Source organism: Neorhizobium huautlense (genome assembly GCF_030811685.1).
In the GTDB taxonomy this organism is placed as follows: domain Bacteria; phylum Pseudomonadota; class Alphaproteobacteria; order Rhizobiales; family Rhizobiaceae; genus Neorhizobium; species Neorhizobium huautlense_A.
Map to the genome: position 1 here is coordinate 202959 of NZ_JAUSRF010000005.1, position 16134 is coordinate 219092.

The window sequence follows — 16134 nt, forward strand, 5'->3', positions numbered from 1 at the left end:
ATGAACGAGCATTTCACTCGCCCGAAAAAGCCTCTTTCGAAGAAAAAGGCGAAACCACAGAAGGCGAGAGGACAGGACCGCCTCGGTTCCATGCTGATGGAGCTCGAGCAGCGCATTGCGTTCGATGCCGCCGGTGCAGCAACGGTCGAACATGCTCAGGAAAAGGATCAATCCGCAACGCATGACACCGCCGCTAAGACGGTTTCCGACACGCGCGACAGCGACGCGCTTACGCGCGCGCTGGCGGCCGCGGCCGAAGGCGCGCATGCGGATGTACAACCCACGACTGAAGCCGCCGCCTCCGATGCCGGCCGGCAGGTCGTCGTGGTCGATAGCTCGGTGCCGAACTACGAATCACTTCTGGCGGGCATCGAAGGCGATTTCGACGTCGTCGTTCTGGAAAAGGGACGCGATGGTGTCGAACAGCTGGCCGAAGCGTTGCGCGGCCTCGACAATGTCCAGTCAATCCACATCATTTCCCACGGTGACGAAGGGCGCCTCTATCTCGGCACGGCGACGCTGACGGTCGAATCGATGGCCGACGAATATGCCGACGAGCTGCAGAGCCTGCGCTCCTCGCTGAGGGACGACGCCGATATCCTCATCTACGGCTGCGATTTTGCCCGTGGCGAGCTGGGCGAAAGTGCTGCCCGGATGATGAGCTACCAGACCGGCGCAGATATCGCCGCGTCGGACGATACGACCGGTGCCACGACCAAAGGCGGCGACTGGACGCTGGAATATCGGTATGGCGAGGTGACCACCAAGTCGATCATCTCCGCCGATGCGCAGGAACATTACGCCGAACTGCTCAATGTGCAGGCTTCGGTCGGCAGCGGTGCCGTGCTCGTTTCCTCGGAGCGCACGATCTACAGCGTCGATCTGGCTACCGGCAAGGCGACGGCGATTACGGTCGTACCCGCCACAGTCGGCGGCATAACCATGTCAGACACCATCAATTCGCTCGCCGTCGATCAGGCGAACGGCCTGATTTATTATACCGATTCCGCATCTGTGAACACCAACAGGGCGTTGTTCGCCTACGACTTCATCAACAACAACCATATCCTCATCGACAACGATCTGGGCAGCAACGGCGCCCTCACCAATGTCGTCATCGGCACGCGCGGCGTCGGCAGCGGTGCGGCGGCCTTCAATGCCGGATCGCTCTTCCTCGGGGTCGAGTCAGGTGCCGGCGATGCGCAGATCTGGCGCCTGACATTTTCGGCCGACGGCAGGACGCTGGCCGGGGTTTCGACTTTCGGCTCCAACCTTGCCAGCACCGACTGGGGCGATTTCGCCATCGATACCGCCAACGGCAACCTGCTCAGCATCACCGGCACGGGCATCACGCGTTTCAACCTGACCACCGGCGCTGCGGTCGCCGGCACGTTCACAAACCCGGGCGGTACCCAGGGCGCCACGGATGCGGCCGGCAATTCCTATGTCGTCGGTACACTGACCACCGGCGGCACGCCGATCATCCAGCGTTTCAACCCGACGACGGGCGCAACAATCGGCTCGGCGCTGACGATCACCACCAATGGCACGACGGCGCTGGCAACCGCGGTCAGCGATGCCGCTACCTGGACGCCACCGACCGCGTCCATCGGCGATATCGTGTTCGATGACAACAACGGTAACGGTACGTTTGATGCCGGCGTCGATGGCGGCATCTCCGGTGTCACGGTGCAACTGGTCGATGACGTCAACAACAATGGTGTCGCCGATGCCGGCGAGCGTGTGATCGCGACCGACACGACCAACATCAATGGCGCCTATCTGTTCACCGGTGTCTTGCCGGGCCAGTATGTCGTGCGTGTCACCGATACCAATGGTGCACTCGGCACCGCGCCGGCCACGACCGCAACGACCCGTACCGTGTCGATCGGTGCCATTGGCGCATCGGTGTTGAGCGCCGATTTCGGTTATAACGCCGTTGGCCCTACCATCGACCTCAACTCAGGCACGGTAACGCAGGAAATCGTCGGCAATGGCGCCAATCCCGGCGGAAGCGGCTGGACTGTTTCCGGCACGGGCAGCATCGTGAACGGCGGTTTTGCCTGGACGAATTCCGCGGCAACCGGCACCATCACGCAGACCGGCCTGTCCGGCTGGAACGACGGGCTTGCCCCTTCCGGCGCGACACAGCTGACGTTCGACGTCGGCTGGAGCAACAATGCGACTATCCTTGGCGTATCGACGGATAACACGACACCAGCCACGCTCGAAATTTCCATCGGCGGGGTTGTCTATGCGCGCGTTTCCACGGGCGTCGTGGGTGGCAACCCGAACACTGCGACAATCACCTACCTGAACGGTGCGAGTGGTTCGCCGACGACCGTCGCTGCTTCCGCCGTCAACACCGCCGCCTGGACCCGTACGGCCGTGACGATCAACCTGCCGTCCACGGTCAGCGCCTCGGGCCCGCTGGTGTTCAGCTACAATTCCACCGGTGGCCTTCTGGGCCTTGCGCCGAGCACGGACGACATTTTCGTCGATAATGTCAGCGCGCTGACCAATGTCGATGCTGTTGCCGGCAACAATTACGCGGCCACCTATACCGAAAATGGTGCAGCCGTGAACATCGCGGCTGTTGCCGCCAGCGTGCGCGATCTCGACAGCGCCAACATGCGCTCGGCAACGATCGTTCTGACCAATGCCCAAGCCGGAGACCTGCTGGCGTTGGGCAGTCTGCCCTCCGGCATCACCGGCAGCATCGACAATTCGGTTGCCGGCCAGATCACCATCAACCTGACGGGCAACGCCACCAAGGCCGCTTATGCGACGGCGATCCGCAACATCACCTTCTCCAATTCCGGCGATACGCCGGCGACGACGGACCGGATCATCAACGTTTCGGTCAATGATGGCGCGATTTCGTCGCCGCTTGCAACCGCCACGATCAGCGTCATCGCCGTCAACGACGATCCGGTAAATACCCTGCCGGCCGGCGGCTGGACGACCAATGAAGATACCAATGTCACGCTGACCGGCCTGTCGATCGCCGATCCGGATGCCGGCACCGGTGCGATGACGGTCACGCTCTCGGTCGGCACGGGCACGCTTCTGGCTACCAGTAGCGGCGGGGTTACTGTCACCGGTTCGGGCAGCTCCATCACGCTGACCGGCACGCTCACCGCCATCAACGCCTATCTCGCCGGCTCGTCCGCGCCGGTCTATGTGCCCGTTGCCGATGCGAACGGTGCAGTCACTCTGACCATGGTCACCAATGATGGCGGCAATACCGGCATCGGCGGCGTCAAGACCGATACCGACACCCGCACGATCACCATCAATCCCGTCAACGACGCCCCGATCCTCGATCTCGACAGCACGGTTGCCGGCACGGGTTTTGCCACATCCTACACGGAAAATGCAGCCGGCGTTGCCATCACCTCGGCTGCCGGCACATCGGTCATCGATGTCGACAATACCAACATGGCTTCGGCGACCGTGGTCATTACCAACGGTCAGGCGGGTGACATCCTTGCCATGGCATCGACCTTGCCCGGCAATATCACCGTTTCCTATAACGCCGCCACCTTCACGCTGACGCTGACCGGTTCCGACACCAAGGCCAATTACCAGAGCTATCTGGCGCAGGTGCGTTATTCCAGCACGTCGGACAATCCGACCAATGGCGGCACCGCCACCAGCCGTTCGATCAATGTCACCGTCAGCGACGGCGCGCTCAATTCCAACACGGCCGTCGCCACTGTTGCCGTCACGGCCGTCAACGATGCACCGGTCAACACCATTCCTGTCGGCTGGACCACGAACGAGGATACCAGCGTCGCGCTGACCGGCCTTGCCGTCACCGATCTCGATGCCGCATCCGGCACCATCACCGTGCGCCTGTCGGTCCCGACGGGCGTGCTGACTGCCACGGCCGGCGGCAGCGTCGGGGTCACCGGTTCGGGCACCGGCATCCTCACGCTCACCGGCACGCTTGCCAATATCAACGCCTATCTCGCCAGCGCCTCGGCGCCGGTTTACGTGCCGGTGGCCGATGCGAACGGAGCGGTGACCCTGACCATGACCACCAATGACGGTGGCAATACCGGCGGCGGCGCACTGACCGATACCGACACCGCAACCATCACCATCACCCCCGTCAATGACGCGCCGACGCTTGATCTCAGCGCCGGCGGTTCGGGCACGGGCTATTCCACCAGTTATACGGAAAACGGCACGGGCGTCGCGATTGCCGCCTCTGACGTCGTTATCGCCGATGTCGATAACGGCACCATGGCGTCGCTCCGGGTGCAGATCACCAATGGGCAGGCGGGCGACCTTCTTTCCGTCGCAGGCTCGCTGCCTCCGGGCATCACCATCCAGAGCTACGATTCCGCCACCTTCACGCTGACCCTGTCCGGTTCCGCCAGCATCAGTGCCTATCAGACGGCGCTGCAGCAGATCCGGTATTTGTCCAGCTCGGAAAATCCATCGACGGTTACCCGCAATATCAGCGTGACCGTCAATGACGGCGGGCTGAATTCCAACACTGCGATTGCATCCGTCAACGTCATTGCCGTCAACGACGCGCCGGTCAACACCGTGCCGGGGGCGCAGTCGATCCCCGAAGACACCATGACGGCGATATCAGGCGTGCAGGTCGGCGATGTCGACAGCACCAATGTCACTGTCACGCTCACCGTCAACAACGGTATTCTGTCGCCCACCGTGACCAATTCCGGCACGGTCACCGGCGTCGGTACCTCCACCGTTACTGTTTCCGGCACATTGGCGCAGGTGAATGCCGTTCTCGCCTCGCTGCGGTATCAGGGCAATGCCGATTTCAACGGCTCCGACACGCTGACGATCGTTACCTCGGATGGTGCGCTCACCGATACCGACACGGTGGCGATCACCGTGACACCGGTGGCGGACGCCACCAATGACACGATCGCGGCGACGGAAGATACGCCCGTTTCCTTCAACGTTCTGACCGGCACCGGCGGCGCCACCGCCGATACCTTTGCCAATCCCGGCCGGTTCGTCAGCGCCATTACCCAGCCGCCGGCGGGCCAGGGCACCGTCACCTTCAATGCCGACGGCACGATCACCTATACGCCGACTGCCAATTTCAACGGCCAGACGACCTTCACCTACACGGTCAATTCCGGCGGCGTGCTGGAAACCGCGACCGTCACCATCAACGTCGCTGCCGTCAACGATGCGCCGGTCAATACGTTGCCGGGCGCCGGCTGGACGACCAACGAGGATGTCGCAGTCGCGCTGAGCGGCCTTTCCGTCACCGATGTCGATGCCGGTACCGGCACGATGACGATCACGCTGTCGGTCGGCAGCGGCACGATCACTGCTGCCAATGCGGGTGGTGTCACGGTTGCCAATTCCGGCACCTCCACCATCACGCTCACCGGCACGCTTGCCAGCCTCAATGCCTATCTCGCCTCGGCTTCGGTGCCGCTTTACAATCCTGCCGCCAATGCCAACGGTTCCGTCACCCTGACGATGACCACCAATGATGGCGGCAATACCGGGTCCGGCGGTCCGCTCACCGATATCGATACGCGCACGATCACCATCGCCGCCGTCAACGATGCGCCGGTCAATACCCTGCCGCCGACCTTCACGGTGCCGGAGGATACCGCCCTCAGCCTCGCCGGCCTCGTGATCAGCGATGTGGATGCGGCAAGCGGCACGATGACGGTCGTTCTTTCCGTCAATTCCGGCCTGCTTTCGGCGACTGCAGGCGGCAGTGTCACCGTCAATGGTTCGGGCACCGCCACGCTGACGCTGACCGGCACGCTCACCAATATCAATGCCTATCTCGCGAGCGCCGCGACACGCCCGGTCTTCACGCCTACCGCCGATTTCAACGGCAATGTCACGCTGACCATGACCACCAGCGACGGCGGCAATACCGGCTCCGGTGGTACGCTGACGGATGTCGATACCTCGATCATCACGGTTACCCCGGTCAATGACGCACCGGTTCTCGATCTCGATGCGTCCGGTGCCGGCACCGGTTATTCCACCAGCTATACGGAAAAGGGTGCGGGCGTTTCCGTCGTCGATACCGACGTGTCGATCATCGATATCGACAATGCCAACATGTCCGGTGCGGTGATCACCATCACCAATGCGGTGGCCGGCGACGTCCTTTTCGTTAATGGCACGCTGCCATCCGGCATCACGGCCAGCTACGATCCTGCCAATTCCCGCCTGACCTTGTCCGGTTCCGCCAGCAAGGCGGATTACCAGACGGCATTGCAGCAGGTTCTTTATCGCTCGACTTCCAGCGATCCCGGCTCCACGCCGCGCAGCATTTCCGTGACCGTCAGTGACGGTGCGCTCAATTCCAATATCGCCGTCACCACGGTTACGGTCATCCCCGTCAACGATGCGCCGGTCAACGGCCTGCCTGCGACCTTCAGCGTCAACGAAGACACGCAGCTGACGCTGTCCGGCATCACGCTCGCCGATCCCGATGCCGGCACGGGCACGATGACCGTCACCTTCGCGGTCAATTCCGGCACCTTGTCGGCGACCGGGGCCAATGGCGTCACGGTCTCCGGCACGGGCACGGCCTCGATCACGCTAACCGGCACGCTTGCCAATATCAACGCCTTCCTCGGCTCGGCGGCTGCGCCAAAATACAATCCGGTTGCCGATTTCAACGGTTCCGTCACACTGTCCATGACCAGCAGCGACGGCAGCCTGACGGATGTCGATACCAGCACGATCACCGTCGTGCCGGTCGCCGATATCGTCAACGATACGGCCACGACTGCGGAAGACACGGCGGTCGCCATCAATGTTTCCGCCAACGACACGTTCTCGAACGCCAACCGCACCATCACCGCCGTCAACGGCACAGCCATTGCCGTCAATGGCTCCGTCGCCGTCCCGAACGGTACGGTTCGCCTCAATGCCAACGGCACGCTGACCTTCACGCCGGCCGCCGATTACAATGGCCCCGCGAGCTTCACCTATACGGTCTCCTCCGGTGGCGTTTCGGAAACCGGCACGGTCAATGTCACGGTCACCCCGGTCAATGACGCTCCGGTCAACACCGTGCCAGGCAGCCAGACCACGGCCGAAGATACATCGCTTGCCGTCAGCGGCATTTCTGTCACCGATATCGATGGCGACACCCTGACCACGACGGTCAGCGTCACCCGCGGCACGATCACGGTCACCGGAGCTTCGGGCGCCACGATCGGCAACAACAACAGTGGCACCGTCACGATCAGCGGCAGCGCTAGCGCCGTCAACGCGGTGCTCGCCAGCCTGCGCTACAATCCGAACGCCGATTACAACGGCTCCGACACGATCACCGTCGTCACCACGGATGGCACTGCCAGCGATACCGATACGATCGGCATCACCATCACGCCGGTGGCCGATATCGTTGCCGATACGGTGACGACGCTGGAAGATACGCCGATCACCTTCAACGCCATTACCGGTGTGGGTGGCGGCTCGGCCGACAATTTCGAAGGCACCCCGGTCCTCACCAGCGTCACCCAGCCGCCGGCAGGCCAGGGCACAGTCACCTTCAATGCCAATGGCACGATCACCTACACGCCGGCACAGGATTTCAACGGCCAGACGACTTTCACCTACACCGTCACCTCGGGCGGTGTCACGGAAACCGCAACGATCAACGTGAATGTCACGCCGGTCAACGATGCGCCGGTCAACACCGTGCCGGGCAGCCAGACCATGACGGAAGACGGCACGCTGGTCTTCTCGTCGGGCGCGGGCAATGCCATCACCGTCGGCGATGTTGATGACAGCAACCTGACGGTCACCATCACTGCCGCCAACGGCACGTTCTCGCTGTCCGGTATTGGGGGCCTGACCTTCACCACTGGTAACGGCACATCGAATACCACGATGACCTTCTCCGGCTCGAAGGCGGCGATCAATGCCGCCCTTGCCGGCGCAAGTTATGCGCCGACCGCCGATTATTACGGCACCGCCGGCGGCATCACCATTTCCACCACCGACGGCAAGGTCGGCTCGCCCACCGTTTCCAGTATCGCCGTCACGGTCACCGGCGTCGCCGATATTGTCGATGACACCGCCTCCACGGCCGAAAACACGGCAGTGGCGATTTCCGTCCTCGCCAATGACAGTTTTGAAAATGCCGGCCGTACCATCACCGCTGTTGGCGGCGTGGCCATCACTGCCGGTGGCGCGCCGGTTACCGTTGCCAATGGTCAGGTTCAGCTGACCGCCGGCGGGCAGCTCATCTTCACGCCGAACAATGCCTATGCCGGCGTCACCTCGTTCAGCTATACGGTCACGTCGGGTGGTGCCACCGAAACGGCGAATGTCACGGTCGCGGTTGCTGCCGTCAACAAGCCGCCGGTCAACACGCTGCCGCCAACCTTCACCACGCTGGAAGACAATGCGCTTTCGCTCGTCGGCCTGTCGATCACCGATCCGGATGCCGGTAGCGGCAATGTCACCGTCACGCTTTCGGTCGGTTCCGGCATACTCACCGCGACCACGGCCAACGGCGTCACGGTCGATGGCAGCGCCACCGGCACGATCACGCTGACCGGCAGCCTGTCGGCCATCAATGCCTATCTGAACAGCGCCACCAATCGCCCAAGCTTCACGCCCGCAGCAAACTCGGTTGCCGGCGTGACGCTCACGATGACCACCAATGATAACGGCAATACCGGCGGTCCGGCGCTGACCGATATCGATACCGCGACCATCAGCATCACGCCGGTCAACGACGCACCTTCCGGCGCCGACAAGACCGTGACGATTGCGGAAGACGGCAGCTACACGTTCGCGGTCGCCGATTTCGGATTTTCCGATCCGAACGACAATCCGGCGAATGCGCTTTCCGGCGTGGTCATCACCACCCTTCCTGGCAATGGCACGCTGACGCTGGGCGGCAATGCCGTCACCGCTGGCCAGTTCATCGCCGCCGGCAGTCTCGGCAATCTCGTCTTCACGCCGGCCGCCAATGCCAACGGCACGGCGCTTGCCGCCTTCACCTTCCAGGTGCGCGACAATGGCGGCACTGCAAACGGCGGCATCGATACCGATCAGTCGCCGAACACGATCACCTTCAACGTCACGGCGGTCAATGACGCACCGGTCAACAACCTGCCGGGCAGTTTTGTCACCGATGAGGATACGTCCTTCGCGCTGACCGGCATTTCCGTCACCGATGTCGATGCCGGCGCCAATCCGATCACGGTGACGCTCAGTGTCAATTCGGGTACACTGTCGGCAACGGCTGCGGGCGGCGTTAGCGTGTCCGGCACCGGCACTGCCTCGATCACGCTTACAGGCACGGTCAACCAGATCAACGCCTATCTGGCGTCGGCCAACCGCCCGCTGTTTGCACCGGCGCTCAATGCCAATGGCAGCGTCACGCTGACCATGGTCACCAATGATGGCGGCAATACCGGTGCCGGCGGCGCGCTTTCGGATACGGACACCTCGGTCATCACGGTCAACCCGGTCAATGACGCGCCGGTCGGCGCACCGGGCAGCTACACGATCAACGAGGATACCGTCCTCAACGGCACGTTGCCGGTCGCAACCGATGTCGATGGCGATACGCTGACCTATTCCGCCGGTGGCACCGCACCCGCCCATGGCACGCTCGTTGTCAATTCCAACGGCACCTTCACCTACACGCCGGCCGCCAATTACAACGGTTCCGACACATTCACCTACCGTGTCAGCGACGGCAAGGTTTCGGTCGAATACACGGTCACGGTCGGCATCACGCCGGTCAACGATGCGCCGGTCGCTGCCAATGATGCGGCAAGCATTCTTGCGACCGGTACCGCCTCCATCAACGTTCTCGCCAACGATACCGATGTCGATGGTGATGTGCTGTCCGTCGTGCAGGTCAACGGTTCGGCGGGTGGCGTCGGCCTTGCGGTCGCCGGCAGCGGCGGCGGCACGTTCACGATCGGCGCAAACGGTCAGGCGGTCTTCAATCCGGGTGCTGCCTTTGTCGATCTCGCAGCCGGCCAGACCCGCACCTCCTCGGTCACCTACCAGGTGTCGGACGGCAAGGGCGGCACGTCCTTTGCGACCTTCACCGTCACTGTCACCGGTGTCAACGATGCGCCGGTCTCCACGCCGATCGCCAACCAGTCCGGTGCCGATGCGCAGTCGGTCTACCTCAATGTCGCGGGCAATTTCTCCGATCCCGATAGCGGCGATACGCTGACCTTCAGCCAGACGGGCCTGCCGTTCGGCCTTTCCATCAGCACGGCCGGCGTCATCACCGGCACGATCGATCGTAGCGCCAGCGTCGGAAGTCCCTATTCGGTGACCGTGACCGCCACCGATGGCGGCGGCGCGCAGGTTAGCCGCACCTTCACCTGGACCATCACCAACCCGGCGCCTTCAGCTATCGACGACACGGCGGCGACCACCGAAAACGCCAATGTTTCCGGCAATGTCATCACCAATGACAGCGATCCGGATGGTGATCCGATCGTGGTTTCGGCCGTCGGCGGTTCGGCTGCGGGCATCGGGGCAGCAGTGACCGGCTCGAATGGCGGCACTTTCACCATCGGCGCCAATGGCGCTTATGTCTTCAACCCCGGCACCGCCTTCGATAATCTGGCCGCCGGCCAGACCCGCACCACATCCGTCACTTACACGATCTCGGACGGGCAGGGCGGCACGGCGACGGCGACGCTGACCGTCACGGTCACCGGCACCAATGATGCACCGGTCGCCGTCAACGACACGTTCACCACCAACGAAGACCAGCCGATCACCTTCGACGTTCGCAGCAATGACAGCGATGTCGACGGCGGCACGCTTTCGGTCACGCAGATCAACGGCATCAACATCACGGCCGGCAACAGCGTCACCGTCACCAACGGCTCTGTCACGCTCAATGCCAACGGCACGTTGACCTTCACCCCGAATGCCAATGCCAATGGCGGGGTCAGCTTCACGTACACTCTGTCCGACGGGCAGGGCGCCACGGCTACGGCCACCGTCAACGGCACGATTATTCCGGTTCAGGATCCGCCGGTCGCGGCCGACGACACGTTCACGACGGCGGAGGATACGCCCGCCACCTTCGATGTGCGCCTCAACGACAGCGATCCGGACAACGACCCGCTCACCGTCACGCAGATCAATGGCAGCGCCATCTCGGTCGGTGGCAGTGTCACCGTCACCGGCGGCCGCGTCACGCTGAATGCCAATGGCACGCTCACGTTTACGCCGAGCCTGAACTATAACGGCAACCCGTCCTTCACCTACACGATCTCGGACGGCAACGGGAACACCGCGACGGCCACCGTCAACGGCACGGTCACGCCGGTTCAGGATCCGCCGGTCGCCGTCAACGACACGTTCACGACGGCGGAAGACACCGCCGTCACCTTCGATGTGCGCCTCAACGACAGCGACCCGGACAGTGATCCGCTCACCGTGACGCAGATCAACGGCACCAACATAACGGCCGGCAACAGCATCGCGATAACGGGCGGCACCGTTACCCTCAACGCCAACGGCACGCTGACCTTTACGCCTGCCGCCAACTATTTCGGCAGCCCGTCCTTCAATTACACCCTGTCCGACGGGCAGGGGAACACGGCGACCGCTACCGTCAACGGCACGGTGACGCCGGTCAACGATGCGCCTGTCGCCGGCAATGACACGTTCTCGACGGCGGAAGACAATGCGGTCGATATTTCCGTCCTCACCAATGACAGCGATATCGATGGCGACACGTTGACGATCAGCCAGGTCAATGGCAGCGCTATCGCGGTCGGTTCGTCGGTATTCGTCAGCAATGGCAGCGTTCGCCTCAATGCCAATGGCACGCTGACCTTCACGCCGGCTGCCAACTATAACGGCCCAATTTCGTTCAACTATACGGTTTCGGACGGCAATGGCGGATCGGCAACCGCGACGGTTTCCGGTAACGTTACCCCGGTCAATGATGCGCCCACCGTCGTCAACGACAGCTTCACGACCAATGAAGACACGGCGATCACCTTCGATCCCCGCGCCAATGACAGCGACGTCGATGGTGATGCCATTTCGATCACCGCCATCAATGGCACGGCAATCGCCGTCAACGGTTCGGTCGCTGTCACCGGAGGCAGCGTCACGCTCGATGCCGATGGTCGCCTGACCTTCACGCCGAATGCCAATTTTAACGGTGCCGTGAGCTTTACCTACACGGTCTCCGACGGTCTGCTGAGCACGACTGGCACCATCAACGGCACGATCACGCCGGTCAACGATGCGCCCGTTTCCTCCGATGTCACCGTTGGCGTCAATGAAGATGCCGTGCTGTCCGGCAATCTTCCGGCCGCAACCGATGTCGATACCGGTGATGTCGTTACCTATGCCGTGGGCAGCACGTCACCCGCCCATGGGTCCGTCGTCATCAATGCGGATGGTACCTACACCTATACGCCGTATCCCAATTTCAACGGCCGTGACGCGTTCACCTTCATCGTCAGCGATGGCAAGGGCGGTACCAACGAATATACCGTCACCATCAATGTCGCGCCGGTCAACGATGATCCGACAGCCGGCACATTGCCCAACCGTGCCTCCGCCGACAGCGCCAGCATCAATCTCAATCTCTCCGGCTTCTTCAGCGATGTGGATGGCGATACGCTGACCTATAGCCAGACCGGTCTGCCGTCCGGCCTCTCCATCAGCGCGGCCGGTGTCATCACCGGCACGATCGACCGTCAGGCCAGCATCGGCGGACCGGACGGCAATGGCGTCTACACCGTGACCGTCACCGCAAATGATGGCAATGGCGGCACCGTTACCCGCAGCTTCACCTATACCGTCACCAACCCGGCGCCGATCGCCGTCGGCGACAGCTTTACCACGCCGGAAGACACGCCTTACACGATCAACGTTCTTGCCAATGACAGCGATCCCGATGGCGATCCGCTGGTCGTTACCAGCGCCTCCGCCGTCAACGGCACGGTCACGATCGGCGCGAACGGCCAGATCACCTACCGGCCCAACAGCAATTTCAACGGCACCGACACGATCGTCTACACGATCTCCGACGGCAATGGCGGCACCGCGACCGCAACCGTGGCGGTCACCGTCACGCCGGTAAACGATGATCCGGTCGGTGGCACCATCCCCGACCGCACCCGCAATGACGGCGATGCCGACACGCTCGACGTGCGCGGTTTCTTCAGCGATCCCGATGGCGACACGCTGACCTATACCGTGTCAGGCCTGCCGGATGGTCTCACATTCAATGGAACGAGCATTACGGGAACCATTGCCAGCGGCGCGTCGGGTCCGACCGGGGAAAAGGTCTTCACTGTTACCGTTACCGCCAATGACGGCAAGGGTGGCGTGACACCGGTCACATTCCGCTACACCGTGCTCAATCTGCCGCCCGTGGCTGGCGATGATACCGTCAACACGACAGAAGACACGCCGGTCGATATTCTCGTTCTTGCCAACGATAACGATCCCGATCGCGATACGCTGTCGATCGTCCGTGTCGACAACAGGGACCTGACGCTCAACACGCCTCTCGCCATCGCCCACGGCACGGTCACGCTTCTGGTGGGACAGGACGGTAAGCCCTTCCTGCGCTTCACGCCGAATGCCAATTACAACGGCGCGGAAAGCTTTACCTATACGATCGATGACGGCAATGGCGGGGTGGCCACCGCCACCGTCCGCATCAATATCGCCGCCGTGCCGGATGCGCCGGTCGTGGTCAAGGACCTGCCCGACATCGTCCGCGCCGATGGCCAGACGCTGGCACTTGATACCGGCGATTTCTTCACCGATCCGGATGGCGACGATCTCAACTTCACCGTGACGGGCCTGCCCGCCGGGCTGAATTTCGATGCGGCCACCGGTACCATTCTCGGCGCGATCGACAAGAACGCCAGCAAGTTCAATGGCGGCGTCTATACGATCGTCATCACCGCGCATGACGGCCCGAATGGTACGGGCAACAGCATTTCCCAGGACTTTATCCTGACGGTCACCAATCCGGGTCCGACAGCCGTCAATGATGCGATCACCGTTGCGGAAGATACCACGATCAGCTTCAATCCGGTCAACGGTGACGGTATCACCGGTATTGGTACTACCGCCGGCATCGACATCGACCCGGATGGCGATCCGCTGACGATCACCGCGGTATCGGCCGGGCATGGCACGGTCACCATCGGCCCCGATGGGGTGACCCTGACCTATACGCCGAATGCGAATTACAACGGCGTGGATACGATCGTCTACACGATCGATGACGGCAATGGCGGCGTATCGACCGCCACCGTTCGCGTCACCATCACCGCGGTCAACGATGCGCCGGTGGCGACGCCGATCCCGGATCGTACCGATGGCGATACCCAGCCGGTGGATTTCAGTGTCGCGCCCTATTTCAGCGATATCGATTCACCGACGCTGACCTTCCAGGTCACCAACCTGCCACCCGGCCTCAACCTGGATCCGGCGACGGGCCGCATTACCGGCACCCTGACCAACACGGCTTCCAACGGCGGACCATATCAGGTCACCATCACGGCGCTGGATGGCGCGGGCGGTGTCACCAGCCAGACCATCACCTGGAACGTCACCGACCAGCCACCCTATGCCGTCAATGACGTACTGCCCGGCACTGTGCTCGAAGGTGGTACGGGGAGCGGCAACTGGATCGGCAATGATGTGGATGATGATCCGATCTTCCTGTCGCAGGTCAACGGATCTGCCGCCAATATCGGCGTTGCCGTCGCCGGCTCGCAGGGCGGTTCCTTTACCGTGAATGCGGACGGAACCTATTCCTTCTCAGCCGGCAGTGATTTCACGGATCTCGGCGCGGGCCAGACCCGCACGACGGTCATCCATTACACGATCAGGGATGCCGATGGTTCCTCCAGCACGGCGACGATTGCCGTCACCGTCACCGGCGTCAACACAGCGCCGACGCAGCCGGTCACGCTGCCATCCGTCACCATGGCGGAAAGCCAGACCGTTTCGGGCACCCAGCTGGCCTATGGTTCGTTCTTCATCGACCCCGATCTCGGCGACACGCTGACCTTCTCCGCCACAGGCCTGCCTCCCGGCCTGACAATGCGGCCCGACGGCACCATTGTCGGCACGATCGACAACGATGCGGCCGGCCCCAGCGGCAGCGCGACCTATACCGTTACCGTCGTGGCGAACGACCGCACGAACGGCGGCCTTTCCACCAGCCAGACATTCCAGTTCACCGTCACGAACCCGGCGCCGATTGCCGTCAATGACAGCATCAGCACGCCGGAAGACACGCCGATCGACAGCATCGACGTTCTCGACAACGACAGCGATCCGGATGGCGACACGATCTCGCTCGATCCGGATTTCGACCCGATTGCCGCCAACGGCACGGTCACCGTCAATCCGGACGGAACGCTGCGCTACGTGCCCAACCTCGATTTCAACGGTACCGATACGATCGTCTACCGCATCACCGATGGTCAGGGCGGTTATTCCACCGGCATCGTCACGGTCAATGTCAACGCCAGCAACGATCCGCCGATCACCTCGCCGATCGCCGACATGCAGCGCAACGACTACGAGCTGATCAGCTTCGATACGTCGTCGCATTTTGTCGATCCCGAAGGTGATACGCTGACCTATACGATCGACGGCCTGCCGCCGGGCCTGACCTATGATGCCACGACGGGTGTCATCTCCGGCCGCATCGCCAGCGATGCCTCGGGCCCGATGGGCAGCCGCAGTTATGTGGTGTCGGTCACGGCAACCGATCCCTTCGATCAGGCGAGCACGATCCAGTTCGTCTACATCATCAACAACGTCGCGCCCGATGCGCGCGATGATGTCGCCACGACCAATGAGGACACGCCGGTCGATATCGACATCCTTGCCAATGACGTGGATCTCGACAACGATGCCCGCACCGTCATCTTCGTCAACGGCGTCAATCTCACGCTGAACGGTCCGGCCGTCGGCACGACCAATGGCTCCGTGCAACTTGTGCTGAATGCGGGCGGCGAAGCCGTGTTGCGCTTCACGCCGGCCACGAATTTCCACGGCACGGAATCCTTCACCTATTCGATCAGCGACGGCAATGGCGGCAGCGATACGGCCAGCGTTACCGTCACCGTCAACCCGGTCAATGATGCGCCCACCGCCTCGCCG

Annotated in this window: 1 protein-coding gene (cut by a window edge); it reads left to right on the forward strand. The window is 62.5% G+C overall.

The window, feature by feature from the left end:
• Nucleotides 1-16134, forward strand: the 5' portion of a protein-coding gene (locus tag J2T09_RS09420) for an Ig-like domain-containing protein (protein ID WP_306833594.1). 12096 nt of this gene lie beyond the right edge of the window; 16134 of the gene's 28230 nt are visible here — the first part of the coding sequence; its start codon is at nt 1-3; its stop codon lies off the right edge, out of view.